At 71.3% G+C, this 14,241-nt stretch carries 10 protein-coding genes; 6 read left to right on the top strand and 4 right to left on the bottom strand.

All coding sequences use genetic code 11. The features are described 5' to 3' along the window. The 3 genes from GUY61_RS23630 to GUY61_RS41265 all read left to right on the top strand — a co-directional run. A partial coding sequence (locus GUY61_RS23630; protein ID WP_166632246.1) for an SseB family protein occupies positions 1-376 on the top strand: 376 nt, incomplete at its 5' end. Positions 377-490: 114 nt separating this feature from the next. Further along, on the top strand, positions 491-1,462 hold the full coding sequence (locus GUY61_RS23625) for a pirin family protein (RefSeq protein WP_166632245.1): 972 nt from the start codon (positions 491-493) through the stop codon (positions 1,460-1,462). A 75-nt stretch (positions 1,463-1,537) separates the two neighbouring features. Next, positions 1,538-1,627: a PIN domain nuclease gene (locus GUY61_RS41265; protein ID WP_166632244.1), complete on the top strand. Its 90-nt coding sequence runs from the start codon at positions 1,538-1,540 to the stop codon at positions 1,625-1,627. Positions 1,628-1,770: 143 nt separating this feature from the next. On the opposite strand, the gene GUY61_RS23615 is transcribed toward GUY61_RS41265, so the two are convergent. Next, a complete protein-coding gene (locus GUY61_RS23615) occupies positions 1,771-3,945 on the bottom strand; it encodes a SpoIIE family protein phosphatase (RefSeq protein ID WP_166632243.1) in 2,175 nt (724 codons plus the stop codon). Between the two features lie 189 nt (positions 3,946-4,134). Between GUY61_RS23615 and aspS the strand changes: the two genes are divergently transcribed. The 3 genes from aspS (at position 4,135) to GUY61_RS23600 (ending at position 7,585) form a co-directional block, all read left to right on the top strand. Then, positions 4,135-5,922, top strand: a complete 1,788-nt coding sequence (aspS, locus tag GUY61_RS23610) for an aspartate--tRNA ligase (protein WP_166632242.1) — start codon at positions 4,135-4,137, stop codon at positions 5,920-5,922. Between the two features lie 186 nt (positions 5,923-6,108). Next, positions 6,109-6,360 (top strand): MW1434 family type I TA system toxin, encoded by a 252-nt coding sequence (locus GUY61_RS23605; protein WP_166632241.1) that lies wholly within the window; start codon positions 6,109-6,111, stop codon positions 6,358-6,360. 289 nt (positions 6,361-6,649) lie between these two features. Then, on the top strand, positions 6,650-7,585 hold the full coding sequence (locus tag GUY61_RS23600; RefSeq protein ID WP_166632240.1) for an intradiol ring-cleavage dioxygenase: 936 nt from the start codon (positions 6,650-6,652) through the stop codon (positions 7,583-7,585). Positions 7,586-7,657: 72 nt separating this feature from the next. Here the strand turns inward: GUY61_RS23600 and GUY61_RS41605 are convergent, their stop codons facing one another. From GUY61_RS41605 to GUY61_RS23585, 3 genes are all read right to left on the bottom strand, one after another. Beyond that, a complete protein-coding gene (locus tag GUY61_RS41605; RefSeq protein WP_166632239.1) occupies positions 7,658-10,864 on the bottom strand; it encodes a VCBS repeat-containing protein in 3,207 nt (1,068 codons plus the stop codon). A 148-nt stretch (positions 10,865-11,012) separates the two neighbouring features. Beyond that, positions 11,013-12,728: a methionine--tRNA ligase gene (gene metG / locus GUY61_RS23590; RefSeq protein ID WP_166632238.1), complete on the bottom strand. Its 1,716-nt coding sequence runs from the start codon at positions 12,726-12,728 to the stop codon at positions 11,013-11,015. Between the two features lie 197 nt (positions 12,729-12,925). Continuing rightward, positions 12,926-14,241, bottom strand: a 1,316-nt coding sequence (locus GUY61_RS23585; RefSeq protein WP_166632237.1) for a VWA domain-containing protein, incomplete at its 5' end; no start/stop codon positions are given.

The raw sequence follows: 14,241 nt of genomic DNA, 5'->3' as shown, positions 1-14,241 counted from the left end.
GACAGACCCCGAGCCCTCCCCACCCTCGCTCGCGGACGCGGTGCGGGCGTTCACCACGGGCTCGCTGTCCGCGGAGGACTTCCAGCAGATCTTCGCCACCTCGAAGGTCTACTGCCCCCGCGGCGACAACCCGGGCTTCCTGGCGCTGCACAACACGCAGCAGCCGGTCATCCCGATGTTCACCTCGCTCAAGGAACTGCGCAGATACGCGGGCAAGGAGTCCAAGTACTTCGTGATCACCGGTGCGGAGGTGATCGACCTGCTGCCCACCGGCTACGGCTTCGTCCTCGACATGGAGGGTGAGCACCGCATGGTCTTCGACGCCAAGGCGGTGGAACAGATGGTGGACTTCGCCATGCGCCGGATGTACGGCTGACCGTCCCGAACATGGTCCGGGCCCGGAGGGAATGCCCTCCGGGCCCGTTGTGTTGTGCCGGGTGGCAAGAAGTTCATTGTTCAACTAAACTGATGCCAGAAGGAGGTCCGGACCATGCCTGCCGTGACTGTGGAAAACCCGCTGACCCTGCCGAGGGTCGCCGCGCCCGCCGAGGCCGTCTCCCGGCCCGTGCTCGCCGTCAGCACCGCGCCCAGCGGTTTCGAGGGCGAGGGCTTCCCGGTGCGCCGGGCGTTCGCGGGTGTCAACTACAAGTACCTCGACCCGTTCATCATGATGGACCAGATGGGCGAGGTGGACTACGCCCCCGGAGAGCCCAAGGGCACCCCGTGGCACCCGCACCGCGGTTTCGAGACCGTCACCTACATCATCGACGGCGTCTTCGACCACCAGGACTCCCAGGGTGGCGGCGGCACCATCACCAACGGCGACACCCAGTGGATGACGGCGGGCTCGGGCCTGCTGCACATCGAGGCGCCGCCGGAGCACCTCGTCGTGTCGGGCGGACTCTTCCACGGGCTCCAGCTGTGGGTGAACCTTCCCGCGAAGGACAAGATGATGGCGCCGCGCTACCAGGACATCCGCGGCGGCGACGTCCAGCTCCTCACCTCCCCCGACGGCGGCGCGCTCCTGCGTGTCATCGCCGGTGAGCTGGACGGCCACCAGGGACCGGGCATCACCCACACCCCGATCACGATGATCCACGCCACGCTCCGCCCCGGCGCGGAGGTCACCCTGCCCTGGCGCGAGGACTTCAACGGCCTTGCCTACGTCCTGGCGGGCCGCGGCGCGGTCGGCACGGACCGCAGGCCGATCCACCTCGGGCAGACGGCGGTGTTCGGCGCCGGCGGCTCGATCACCGTAAGGGCCGACGAGAAGCAGGACTCGAACACGCCGGACCTGGAGGTCGTCCTGCTCGGCGGGCAGCCGATCCGCGAGCCCATGGCGCACTACGGACCGTTCGTGATGAACACCCGCGAAGAGCTCCAGCAGGCGTTCGAGGACTTCCAGAAGGGCCGCCTGGGCACGATCCCGGCCGTGCACGGGATGTCCGAGGGCGGACTGTAGACCCCGCCGGCGACCCCACGCGAACGAGCCCCGTCCCGGTATGGACGGGGCTCGTCCGCGAGGTTTCCGGCCCGGATGAACCACACGCTCACCGTGCTGCACGCCGACCCGGGCATCGACGCCATCGCACGGATCACCGGCCAGCCCGTCCGGAGCTTTGTCTGATCCCGTGCCCGGAGCCCGATGACGGCAATCGCCGACGTCCTGACGGACTGCCGGTAGGACATCGGCCGTTCCGTCTCCCCGGTGGCGCGTGCCCGGATGGCCTGCCGGGTGGAAGGTCTCCCTTGGCGGATTCACCGGCAGGGTCACAGCAGGGGCAGTTCCTTGAGCGTCGCCTCGTGGAGCTCGAACCAGATGCTCTTGCCCTCGCCCCGCGGGTCGACGCCCCACGCGTGCGCGAGCATCTCCATCAGCAGCAGGCCGCGTCCCGAGGACGCCATCTCACCGGGCTGTCGTTTGTGCGGCAGCTCGTCGCTGCTGTCGGCGACGTCGACCCGCAGCCGCCGTACGCCGCGCTCGCCCGTCACCTCCGCGACCAGCAGCGCGTCCCCGTCCGTGTGGACCAGCACATTGGTGACCATCTCCGAGACCATCAGCACCGCGGAGTCGGTCTGGTCCTCGTCCGCCCAGTCGTGCAGCATCTCCCGCACCTGCTGCCTGGCCCCCGCGATCCGCTCCGGCTCGGCCTGGGCGACGGTGAGGACCGTACGCCGTACCGGGTAGCCGCTCGGGCCGGGACCGCAGCCGCAGGAGGCGCCGTCCCGGGAGAGCAGCAGCACCGCGATGTCGTCCTCGCGCCGGTCCGCCAGCGGACCCGTCGTGTGGTACGAGGGCGGCCCGTGCACGGCCTGCACGAGTTCGTCGGCGAGTTTCTCCAGGCCGGAGCCGTCGTGCTGCTCCAGGATCTTGCGGACCCTGGCCCAGCCGGAGTCCAGGTCGTGGCCGCCGGTCTCGATGAGCCCGTCGGTGCAGATCATCATGGTCTCGCCGGGCTCGAGAACCAGCCGCGTGGTGGGGTAGTCGGTGTCCGGGTCGATGCCCAGCGGCAGACCGCCCGCCGTGGGCCGGGTCAGGACCGTCCCGTCGGGCATCCGGATCGCGGGGTCGGGATGCCCCGCGCGCGCTATGTCGAGGACGCCGGTGGCCGGGTCGGCCTCGATGTACAGGCAGGTCGCGAAGCGCGGTCCGGCGTAGGGGTCCGACGCCTCGTCGTAGGCGTACCCGCCGCGGCCCGCGCCGCCGGTGCCGCTGCCGCCGCCCTCCGGGTCGAAGGAGCCGAGGCCGGAGAGGAAGCGGGAGGCCCGGGACAGCACGGCGTCGGGCCGGTGCCCCTCGGAGGCGTAGGCGCGCAGCGCGATCCGCAGCTGCCCCATCAGGCCGGCGGCCCGTACGTCGTGTCCCTGGACGTCCCCCATGACGAGCGCCACCCGGCCGTTGGGCAGCGGGATCATGTCGTACCAGTCGCCGCCGACCTGGAGGCCGCCACCGGTCGGCACATAGCGCGCGGCCACCGACATGCCGGGGATGTCGGGGGTGAGCGTGGGCATCATCGAGCGCTGCAGGCCGGTGGTCAGCTCCCGCTCGGACTCGGTGACCGAGGCCCGGGACAGCGCCTGCGCGAGCATCCGAGCCACCGTCGTCAGCACCGACCGCTCGTCGGGCGTGAAGGTGACCGGGCAGGCGAAGGCGGCGAGCCAGGCGCCGATGGTCCGGCCCGCGACGATCAGCGGCAGGAAGGCCCAGGACTGGCGGCCGAAGGGGGCCGCGAGCGGCCAGGTCGAGGGGAAGCGGCGCGCGTAGTCCTCGGGCGTCGGCAGGTAGATGGCCCGCCCCGTGCGGATGACCTCCGTGGCCGGATAGTCCGTGGTGAGCGGCATGCCCTCGAAGGGGGCCTCGTCCTCCTCCTGCTGACCGTGGTGCCCGATGACCGAGAGGCGGTCGCCCTTGACACCGAACACGGCGAGCCCGTCGGGCGAGAACCCCGGCATGGACAGCGACGCCGCGACCCGCAGCACCTCGGCGGTGGACCGTGCCTCGGCGAGCGCCCGGCCCGCGTCCAGCAGGAAGGCCTCGCGGGAGCGCCGCCAGTCCCCGGTGACCCGGCCGTGGCGGGCGGCGGTGGTGCCCGGCTGCGGCTCGGCGATCTCCTGGATGCTGCCGATCACCTGCCGGAGACCGCCCTCGGCGGTGGGTTTGGAGCGGCTGCGCACCGTGCGCAGCACGCGGCCCTCCTCGTCGACGATGCGCAGCCGTGTCTCGGCGAGGGTGCCCTCGGCGATGGCGAGTTCGGTGAGCCCGTTGATCTCCACCCAGTCGACTGGGTGGATCCGCGCCCTGGTCCGGGCCTTGGTGAGCGTGACCGGCTCCGGCGGGAGTCCGAGCAGCCGGGCGGCCTCGGCGTTGAGGGCGACGGTCCCGGTCGCGTTGTCCCAGCGCCACAGGCCGGTTGCGATCGCTGCCAGGACGTCCTCGGTGCGCATTGCCCCACTTTATGAAAGCGGACGTCCGGCTCGCCAGTACGGTCCGGACGCGGGATCCGCGGGCTGTTCCGCCGCGAACGGCGGCCTATGGCGTGAGTATGCCAAAACCTTGGGGGATCCCGGACGGTAACCTGGACTGGTTGATTCCCGCCTGTCTCGCGAAGAATTGCGCGAAGAATTGGATGAAAGATGCACCGGTACCGGTCCCACACCTGCGGCGAGCTCCGCGCCACCGACGTCGGCAGCGACGTCCGGCTGAGCGGCTGGCTGCACAATCGGCGCGACCTGGGCGGCATCCTCTTCATCGATCTGCGGGACCACTACGGCCTGGTGCAGCTCGTCGCCCGCCCCGGCACGGCCGCGAACGAGGCCCTCGCCAAGCTGACCAAGGAGACCGTCGTACGCGTCGACGGCAAGGTCGTCAGCCGAGGCGCCGACAACGTAAACCCCGAACTGCCGACCGGCGAGATCGAGATCGAGGTCGAGACCGTCGAGGTGCTGGGCGCGGCCGCCCCGCTGCCCTTCACGATCAACACCGACGACGGTGTCAACGAGGAGCGCCGCCTGGAGTACCGCTTCCTCGACCTGCGGCGCGAGCGCATGCACCGCAACATCATGCTGCGCACCGCGGTCATCGCCGCCATCCGCAGCAAGATGACCGCGCTCGGCTTCAACGAGCTGGCCACCCCGATCCTCGCCGCCACCTCCCCCGAGGGCGCCCGCGACTTCCTCGTCCCGTCCCGGCTGCACCCCGGCAAGTTCTACGCGCTGCCGCAGGCCCCGCAGCAGTTCAAGCAGCTGCTGATGATCGCGGGCTTCGACCGCTACTTCCAGATCGCGCCCTGCTTCCGCGACGAGGACGCCCGCGCCGACCGTTCGCCGGGCGAGTTCTACCAGCTCGACATCGAGATGTCCTTCGTCGAGCAGGAGGACGTCTTCCAGCCCGTCGAGAAGCTGATGACCGAGCTGTTCGAGGAGTTCGGCGGCGGCCGTCACGTCACCTCGCCGTTCCCGCGGATCCCGTTCCGCGAGGCCATGGTCAAGTACGGCTCCGACAAGCCCGATCTGCGCGCCGGGCTGGAGCTCGTCGACATCACCGACGTCTTCGCGGACTCCGCGTTCAAGGCCTTCGCCGGCAAGCACGTCCGCGCGCTGCCCGTGCCCGGCACCGCGGGCCGGCCCCGCAAGTTCTTCGACGGCCTGGGCGACTACGCCGTGGAGCAGGGCGCCAAGGGCCTGGCCTGGGTGCGCGTCGGCGAGGACGGCGCGCTGACCGGCCCGATCGCCAAGTTCCTCACCGAGGACGACGTCAAGGTGCTCACCGAGCGTCTGGGCCTGGCCGCGGGCCACGCGGTCTTCTTCGGCGCGGGGGAGTTCGACGAGGTCTCGAAGATCATGGGCGCGGTCCGCGTCGAGGCCGCGAAGCGCGCCGGCCACTTCGAGGAGAACGTCTTCCGCTTCTGCTGGATCGTCGACTTCCCGATGTACGAGAAGGACGAGGAGACCGGGCGCATCGACTTCTCGCACAACCCCTTCTCCATGCCGCAGGGCGGTCTGGAGGCGCTCGACACGCAGGACCCGCTGGACATCCTGGCCTGGCAGTACGACATCGTCTGCAACGGCGTCGAGCTGTCCTCCGGCGCCATCCGGAACCACGAGCCCGATGTGATGTACCGCGCCTTCGAGATCGCCGGCTACGACAAGGAGACCGTCGAGAAGGAGTTCGCGGGCATGCTCCGCGCCTTCCACTACGGCGCCCCGCCGCACGGCGGCATCGCCCCCGGTGTGGACCGCATCGTGATGCTGCTGGCCGACGAGCCCAACATCCGCGAGACCATCGCCTTCCCGCTCAACGGCAACGCGCAGGACCTGCTGATGGGAGCGCCGACGGAGGTCGACGAGGCGCGGCTGAAGGAGCTCCACATCAGCGTCTACCGGGGCCCGTTCACGCCGACGCCGTACAAGCCGACGAAGTAGCACCCCGCCCCGGGCCCGGCGCGTGCGCCGGATCCGGGGCGGGTCCTGTCACGGGGATGTCCCCCCGGCCCCGCGCGAGGGCCGGGGGGACATCTCTGTCCGCGCCCGCCGGATTCGTCAACGGGTTTTCGCAGGTGGCGTGTTCACGCATCCTGCGGAACGGCGCGGAGTGCGTAACGTCGGACCATGGACTACTCCGAGGCCCTGCGCGCCATCAAGGACGGCCGCCGCGTGGCGCGGCGCAGCTGGATCGAGCCGGGAAAGTACATCTACTGGGTTCCCGCGAGCGAGACCACCACCCCGGACGGCGAGGTGCGTGACCTGGTCGGGCACGCGATGTTCTTCCGCCCGCAGAAGAGCCCGCGCGGCGCGGTGGAACCCTGGCTGCCGTCGTTCGACGCGCAGTCGGGCGACGACTGGTACGACGTGGACGAGTGAGGCACCTCCGGCACGGCGCCGCCCGCGCCTGACGGGGGCGTCCGGGTTCGGCCACGCACCGTGGCGTCCCGCCGTGCCGCGGACCGGCGCGGCCGGGCATGGACACGAGTCACCTCGGCACCGCGGCACGGGCCGCGCGGGGCACAGGCCGCACGGCAGGACAGGCTCCGCCGCCTCCGCCGCCTCCGTGGCCTCCGCGGCCTCCGCGGCCTCCGCCGCCTCCGCGCCCACTGCGATTCACAGCCTGCCCCCAGCCTCCTGCCAGTTCGCCGCCCTAGGTTCATTGCCCATGACAGGGACCGAAGGACCAGCACACAAAAGGAATGTGACGCGCCGTCGGGCGATCGTGGCCGGTGGCGGCGCCGCCGTGGCCGTCGGGATCGGTGCCGGCCTGGTGACCACCGCGAGCGCCGGCCAGGACACGGGGACGCCGGGCGCCGGGACGGGCGCCGGCCCTGGTGCCGACTGCTACGTCCTCACCTCGGAGACCACCGAGGGCCCGTACTACATAGACGCCGACAAGATCCGCCGGGACATCACCGAGGACCAGGAGGGCATCCCCCTGACCCTCCGCCTCAAGGTGATCGACGCCGAGACCTGCGAGCCGCTCAGGAACGCCGCCGTCGACGTCTGGCACTGCAACGCGCTCGGCGTCTACTCCGGGTACGAGGCCATGGGCAGCGGGGGCGGTGGCGGCGGCACCCCGCCGTCCGGCGCGCCGACGGACGCACCCACCGGTACGCCGACCGGCGAGCCCCCGAGCGGCGCCCCGACCGGCGTGCCCGGCGGCGGTGGCGGGCACGAGGAGCCCACGGACGACGAGCGGTACCTGCGGGGCACGTACCGGACGGACAGGAAGGGCGTCGTCACCTTCCGCACGGTCTTTCCCGGCTGGTACCAGGGCCGCTGCGTGCACATCCACGCCAAGGTGCACGTGGGCGGCGAGTGGACCGACGCCGGCTACGAGGGCGGCAACACCTGCCACACCGGCCAGTTGTTCTTCGACGAGGAGACCGTGCTCGACTCCGCCGAGGTCGAGCCGTACTCCACCAACACCACCACCCGCACCACCCTGGACGAGGACACCATCTACCCGGGCAACGGCACCCAGGGCGGTCTGCTGAAGCTCACGTACCGGAAGAAGGGCGACATCTCCAAGGGTGTCACCGGCACCCTGACCATGGGCGTCGCCCCGGACGAGACCAACGAGGGCACCGGCCTCTGAACCCGCCACCCCGCACGCGGAGGGGCCCGCGACCGCAGCGGCGGTCGCGGGCCCCCTTCCGGGCGGGCGCGGTCAGGATAGGGACTTGTAGCCGCCCCAGCCCGTGGCGATCTGCGTCCGGGATCCGAACGAGCCCTTGCCGTCGCCGTAGTTGCGGTACAGGTTCCCGGAGGAGTCACGGCAGACCAGGTCCGCCTTGCCGTCGCGGTTGAGGTCCCCCGCGCCGACGATCACGTTGTACGAGGAACCCCAGTCGTTGAAGACCTTCACTCGGGAGGCGAACTTCCCGGTGCCGGTGCCGTTGTAGCGCCACAGCTCGTTGGACGTGTCCTGGGCGAGGAGATCGCCCCGGCCGTCGCCGTTGAGGTCGCCGACGCCGACGATCTTCTTGTAGCCCTTCCAGTTCTCGTACAGCTTCACCCGCGAGGACAGCTTCCCGGTGCTCGTCGCCTTGTGCAGGTACACGGCGCCGGTCGAGGAATTGCGGGTGATCAGGTCGGCCCGCCCGTCACCGGAGATGTCGCCGGGCGAGGTGATGATGTCGTACTGGCCCCAGCCGCTGCTCGCGAGCGTGGTGTACGAGGTGGACGGCTTCGGCGCACTGCCGCAGCCCGGCTTGTAGAGCCGCAGCGCGCCGCTGCTCAGCCGCACCAGCACGTCGTTGCACCGGTCCCCGCTGAGGTCCCCGAACGGCACCGCCCTGACGGAGGTGGCCCAGCCGCCGCCGCTCAGCTTCTCGGAGAACTTGCCGCCCCCCGTACCGAGCTGGAAGGTCAGGGTGCCCGATGAGCTGAGGGTCAGGACGTCCCCGACGCCGTCTGGTTCGCCCTCGATGCTGCTGAAGTCGTGCCGTACCGGCGCTCCACCGAACAGCGTGCCGGTGCCCGAGGCCACGGTGACCGCGGTGGATGTGCCGAGGGCGGTGGCCGACAGTTTCCAGGTGAACCGCCCGTTGGGCAGGTAGGCGCCGCCGGCCGTCTTCAGGTTCGAGGACGTGGTGAGCCGGGCGGTGGCCGCGCCGCCGTTGAGGGTGTGCGTGACCTTCCCGGTCTCGCCGCTCTCCACGGAGGTGAAGGTCACGTTCCACGAGGTGACCGGCCGGGACAGCAGCCAGCTGCCGTTCCACGTCCTGGAGTCGGTGTCGGAGGACTTCGCCCACACCAGGTCGTCGGCCGTGGTCTCGAACGCCGTCACCGGCGAGGGGGTGATACCGGTGGTCGTCGTGACGTGCACCTGCTCGTAGTCCCCGACCCAGGCGACCAGACCGGTGTACTCGTCGACCGTCCAGCGGTGGCGCCGGTCGGTGCCGAGCCCGCTGTCCGGCACGTTCGAGGCGATGGTGCGGGTGGCGCCGGTGGCCGCCTCGGTCAGCACGAGGGTGTCGGCCTCGTGGTCGTGGCGGACGGTGAACCCGTCACCGAGCAGCACATCGCCCGGGGCCACGGCCTTCGACGTACCCGCCTTGGTGTCGTACACCCCGGCGGGTCCCGCGTCGCCGCAGGACCAGTAGAGCCACTTGCCCGCCGCCTGGAGTTCGGCCGGGACGCAGTTCGCGCCGGGGACGGTGACGGTGCCGAGGGTCTTCTCCTGGCTGATGCTGTACGAGGTGAGCTTCCCCGCCGTGGAGGTCGCGCTCCACAGCGTGGGCCCGTTCAGCGCCGCCGCACGGACGGACCGCTTCAGCTTCTGGCCCTGGCCGAACTCGCCGACGTACTGCATGGGGGAGGCGCCGCCGGAGTCGTAGACCGCGTAGTCGTCGGAGACGTCGACGATGGCGCCGGCGCGGGTGCCGAACTCCAGGGGCATGGTGTCGCCGTCCTCGTCGAGCGACACCAGCTTGTCCGCGTCGTCGTAGCCGGTGCCGCCTTCGTCGCCGTCGGAGAAGGCGACGCGGTGGACGTGCGCGGCGGTCGTGCCGTGGTTGCCCCACAGTTCGGCGCAGGCGACCCCGGCGTGGGGGCACTCGGCGGCGATGGACTTGCCGGCCGCGCGCGCGGAGGCGGTGAGCCCGCCGGTCGACGGGTCGGTGGACAGCTTCCACGAACCGGTGGCGAAGGAACTGCCCGTTCCCTCGGCCACACGCAGGTCGCCGCGGCTGAGGGAGATGCCCGCCTTGGGCTTCTCGTACGGGGCGACCCGGAAGACCTTGGCCACGTTCAGCGTGCCGCCCTGGGCCGCGCTCACCCGCCGCACCCACCAGTCGTCGTAGCCGGTGCCGCCGGTGACCAGCGCGTCGCCGTCAGGCGTCGGCACGGGGCTGCCGAAACCGCGGGTGAGCAGGGTCTCGGAGGAGCCGTCGGCCAGGGACACCGCCGTGAGCACGCGCGTGGCGGTGGACAGGCCGTAGGCGTCGGGCTGGAGCAGCAGCCGGTCGCCGACGAGGGCCGCCTGGGAGTCCGAGCGCATGCCGATGCCGACGGCGTGGACGGTCTCCTCGGCGGCGAGGTCGTCGCGCGGCTTGAGGTGCAGGCCGGTGTCGGTGTCGTACCAGCCGACGCGGTCCTCGGTGAGCACGAGCCGGGCGGTCTCGGGGACGGGCGTGCCGGTGGGCTCACCGGTCTCCGGGTCGACGTCCGAGTCGCCGAAGACGCGGGTCAGGGTGGCCGTCGCGAAGTCCAGGTACGACACCGCCCCGCCCGCGGCCACGAGCGCGCCCGAGGCGTCGCCGGCCCGGAAGTCCTCCGGATCGGCGTAGAGGTCGGTGACCACACGTTCGCGCTGCTCGCCGTCGACCCAGTCGATGACCGAGCGCCGGGTCAGCACCGTCTCGCCGAACGTCGCCCGGTAGTAGCCGCTGCTCAGCTGGGAGGTGGCGGTGCGCTGCTGCCCGGTGCTCGCGTCCCACAGGGTGACGGAGGTCCTCGTCGTGCCCGGCGGCAGGGCGACGAGATCGCCGCCCTGCCCGCCGTACCAGCCCGGTGGGCAGGGGGAGGAGAAGGAGCGGCAGGGCAGGACGGGAGCGTAGACGCTGCCGTCCGCGTTCTTCAGGGTGACGGACGAGCCGCTGTCGTACCGCGTCCACCGCAGACCGTCCACGTCCGCCTGCCAGTGCAGGAAGCCGCTCTTCCCGGCCGCGAGGACCCGCTCCTCGCGGATGGTCGTACTGCTCGGGCTGTCGAGCACGATCTCCGAGGGCTCGGCGAGCGTGGCCGCCTGGGCGGTGCCGCCGGAACCGTCGGAGAAGAGCGGTGTCAGTGCGGCTGCCAGGGCCAGTGAGAGCGTCGCCGCGCCGGCGGCGGCCGCGGCGAGTCCGCCGCGCTTCAGGGCGTGTCTGCCCACGTGAGATTCCCTCCCCGCGGAGGCCCTACGCCCCCGCACAAGTGTGCGGATGCTAACAGCGGGCGGTGACAGGACGATCAAGGGGGCAAAACGCGGGGGCCGGGGACCGTCCGGTCCCCGGCCCCCGCGGCCGTCGTAAGGGCGGGCGCTACTCCTCCGAGCCGCCGAAGCGCTCCTTGTACGCCTCCAGGTCCTCGTCCGTGATCTTCGTGAAGAGGACCGGCGGGACGGTGAACGCCGTGCCGGCCGGGACTGAGGCCAGGGCCCTGGCCTCCTCGGAGGTGACCCAGATGGCGGTGTCGTCCGCCAGCGCGAAGGCGGACCGCATGGCCTTGGAGGTGGCCGGGATGAACGGCTCGGAGACCACGGCGTACAGGTGGATGAGATTCATCGCCGTACGCAGCGTCAGGGCGGCCGCCTCCGGGTCGGTCTTGATCTCCAGCCAGGGGGCCTTCTCCTCGAGGTAGGAGTTGCCCGCCGACCACAGCGCGCGCAGCGCGGCCGCGGCCTTGCGGAACTGGATGGCCTCCATGTGCTCCTCGTACTCGGCGAGCAGCCGCGCGATCTCCTCGCCCAGCTTCGCCTCCGCCTCCCCGGCCGCCTTGCCCGCGGGTACGTCGTCACCGAACCGCTTGCGGGAGAAGGACAGGACACGGTTGACGAAGTTGCCGAGGGTGTCGGCGAGGTCCTTGTTGACCGTGGCCGTGAAGTGCTCCCAGGTGAACGACGCGTCGTCGGACTCCGGCGCGTTGGCCATCATGAAGTAGCGCCAGAAGTCGGCCGGGAGGATCTCCAGCGCGTCGTGCGTGAACACGCCCCGCTTCTGGGAGGTGGAGAACTTTCCGCCGTAGTAGTTGAGCCAGTTGAACGCCTTGATGACGTCCACCTTCTTCCACGGCGCCCGGGTTCCCAGCTGGGTCGCCGGGAACATGATGCTGTGGAAGGGCACGTTGTCCTTGCCCATGAACTGCGTGTAGTGGACGCTCTCGTCGGCCTCCCACCACCAGGAACGCCAGTCGCGGTGCTCCGGGTCCTGGTCCGCCCACTCCTTGGTCGAGCCGATGTACTCGATGGGGGCGTCGAACCAGACGTAGAAGACCTTGCCCTCGGCCGCCAGGTCCGGCCAGGTGTCGGCCGGGACGGGCACGCCCCAGTCCAGGTCACGGGTGATGGCCCGGTCGTGCAGGCCCTCCGTCAGCCACTTGCGGGCGATGGAGGAGGCCAGCACCGGCCAGTTGTCGGCGCGCTCGTTCAGCCATTCCTCGACCTCGCCGGCCAGCTCCGACTGGAGCAGGAACAGGTGCTTGGTCTCGCGGATCTCGAGGTCGCTGCTGCCGCTGATCGCGGACCGGGGCTCGATCAGATCGGTCGGGTCCAGGACGCGGGTGCAGTTCTCGCACTGGTCGCCGCGGGCCTTGTCGTAGCCGCAGTGCGGGCAGGTCCCGACGATGTAGCGGTCGGGGAGGAAACGGCCGTCGGTGTTCGAGTACACCTGGCGGATCGCCCGCTCCTCGATGAACCCGTTGGCCTTCAGCTCGCGGGCGATCTCCTGGGTGATCTCGCGGTTCTGGACGCTGCTGCTGCGGCCGAAGTGGTCGAAGGCCAGCTGGAAGCCGTCGTAGATCGCCTTCTGCGCGTCGTGCGCCTGCGTGCAGAACTCGTCGACGGGCAGGCCCGCCTCCTTGGCGGCCAGCTCGGCCGGGGTGCCGTGCTCGTCGGTGGCGCAGATGTAGAGGACGTCGTGGCCGCGCTGGCGGAGGTACCGGGAGTACACGTCCGCCGGGAGCATGGACCCCACCATGTTGCCCAGGTGCTTGATCCCGTTGATGTAGGGAAGGGCGCTGGTGATGAGGTGTCGAGCCATTGCAGGCTGCTCCCGAGTCGATACGAGGAGTGACGTCCGTACGAACGGTCACGTACGGGGTCGAGGATCCTGGCCATCGTAACCGACCTGTTCCGGCCGCCCGCCCGGCATTTCGCGGGACGGGCGGCCGGTGATCGGCGGAGCGCTGCGGCCGGGGCGGCTGGGACGGTAGGGCCCGGCCGGTCGGTCCCTACCGGTCAGGCCCGGGGGAAGTGGGTCAGCAGCTGCGGGTAGAGGTCCTGGTCCGCCACGTCCTTGGGCGTCTGGCCCGCGTGGAAGAAGCCGATGTTGCTCGTGCTGTCCGCGGCCGGCTTGCGGAGCAGGGTGTAGCCCTTGGTCTCCGGGTCGCCGAACGCCACGAACTGCCAGGAGATCGGCAGTTCGGCCGCGTCCTTGAGCGCCTGCTCGGCGGCGGCGCGGCCGGTGGGTGCACCGTCCGTCTGGAACACGACGAGCGCGGGCCGCGCGTCCTTGTCGCCGCCCGACTTCCTGTAGTGCTCGACGACGGCCTCGACGGCGCAGTGGTAGTTCGTCCGGCCCATGTGCCCGAGGCTGCCGTTGAGCTCCGTGACCCTGTTCTCGTACGAGTCCAGGGTCAGGTCGGCCGTGCCGTCCACGTCCGTGGAGAAGAAGACGACGTGCACGGTGGCGTCCGCGTCGAGGTTCGCGGCCAGCCCGAGCGCCTGCTCCGCGAGGTGCTGGGCGCTGCCGTCCTTGTAGTACGGGCGCATCGAGCCCGACCGGTCCAGCACGAGGTAGACCCGCGCACGGGTCCCGGTCAGCTCCTTCGCCCGCAGTGCGGCCCCGGCCGCCGTGTAGTGCGCCGCGAGCCCGGGCGCGACGGCCTCCACCTTGCCCAACGCCGACGCGGGCTCGTCCGCCTCCGCGGCAACGGCCTCCGGCTCCGCCTCCGCGGCAACGGCGGCGGCCTCCGGCTCGGCCGGGGCTGCCTCGCGCTCCGTGACGGCTTCGGCCTCGGGCTCGGCCGCAGCGGCGACTGCCTCGGTCTCGGCCTTCGGCTCGTCGGCCTCCGCCGGAGCGGCCTCCGGCTCGGTCTCCGGCTCGCTGGGAACCTGGGCCTCCGCGACAGGGGCTTCGGCCTTGGGCTCCGTGTCGGCTTCTGCCGTGTCGGCATCGGCCTCGGTGTCCGGCTTGTTGTCTTCGGCTGCGGCGGTGTCCTCGGCTGCTGCGGGGGCGGTGTCCGTCTCCGGTTCCGGGAGGGTGGCCGCTTCGGGTGCGGGAGCGGGCTGCTCGTCTTCGGCGGCTGCCTCGGTCTCGGCCTTCGGCTCGTCGGCCTCCGCCGGAGCGGCCTCGGTCTCGGCGACGGCCTCTGCCTCCGCCGGGGCGGGCTCGGTCTCGGCGTTGACGTCGGCCTTGGGCTCCGTGGTCGTGTCGTCCTCGGCCTCGGCCTGGGTGTCCGGCTTGTTGTCTTCGGCTGCGGCGGTGTCCGCGGCTGCTGCGGGGGCGGTGTCCGTCTCCGGTTCTGGGAGGGTGGCCGCTTCGGGTGCGGGGG

This window comes from Streptomyces sp. GC420 (assembly GCF_009916105.1).
Taxonomy (GTDB): domain Bacteria; phylum Actinomycetota; class Actinomycetes; order Streptomycetales; family Streptomycetaceae; genus Streptomyces.
Note: the sequence above shows the minus strand (reverse complement) of the source record. Positions and strands in the feature narration are given on the sequence as shown.

Coding starts and splice junctions, on each gene's coding strand:
- GUY61_RS23600 (WP_166632240.1), top strand. CDS start 6,650: ATGACAGGGACCGAAGGACCAGCACACAAAAGGAATGTGACGCGCCGT.
- GUY61_RS23605 (WP_166632241.1), top strand. CDS start 6,109: ATGGACTACTCCGAGGCCCTGCGCGCCATCAAGGACGGCCGCCGCGTG.
- GUY61_RS23625 (WP_166632245.1), top strand. CDS start 491: ATGCCTGCCGTGACTGTGGAAAACCCGCTGACCCTGCCGAGGGTCGCC.
- aspS (WP_166632242.1), top strand. CDS start 4,135: ATGCACCGGTACCGGTCCCACACCTGCGGCGAGCTCCGCGCCACCGAC.
- GUY61_RS23615 (WP_166632243.1), bottom strand. CDS start 3,945: ATGCGCACCGAGGACGTCCTGGCAGCGATCGCAACCGGCCTGTGGCGC.
- GUY61_RS41265 (WP_166632244.1), top strand. CDS start 1,538: ATGAACCACACGCTCACCGTGCTGCACGCCGACCCGGGCATCGACGCC.
- metG (WP_166632238.1), bottom strand. CDS start 12,728: ATGGCTCGACACCTCATCACCAGCGCCCTTCCCTACATCAACGGGATC.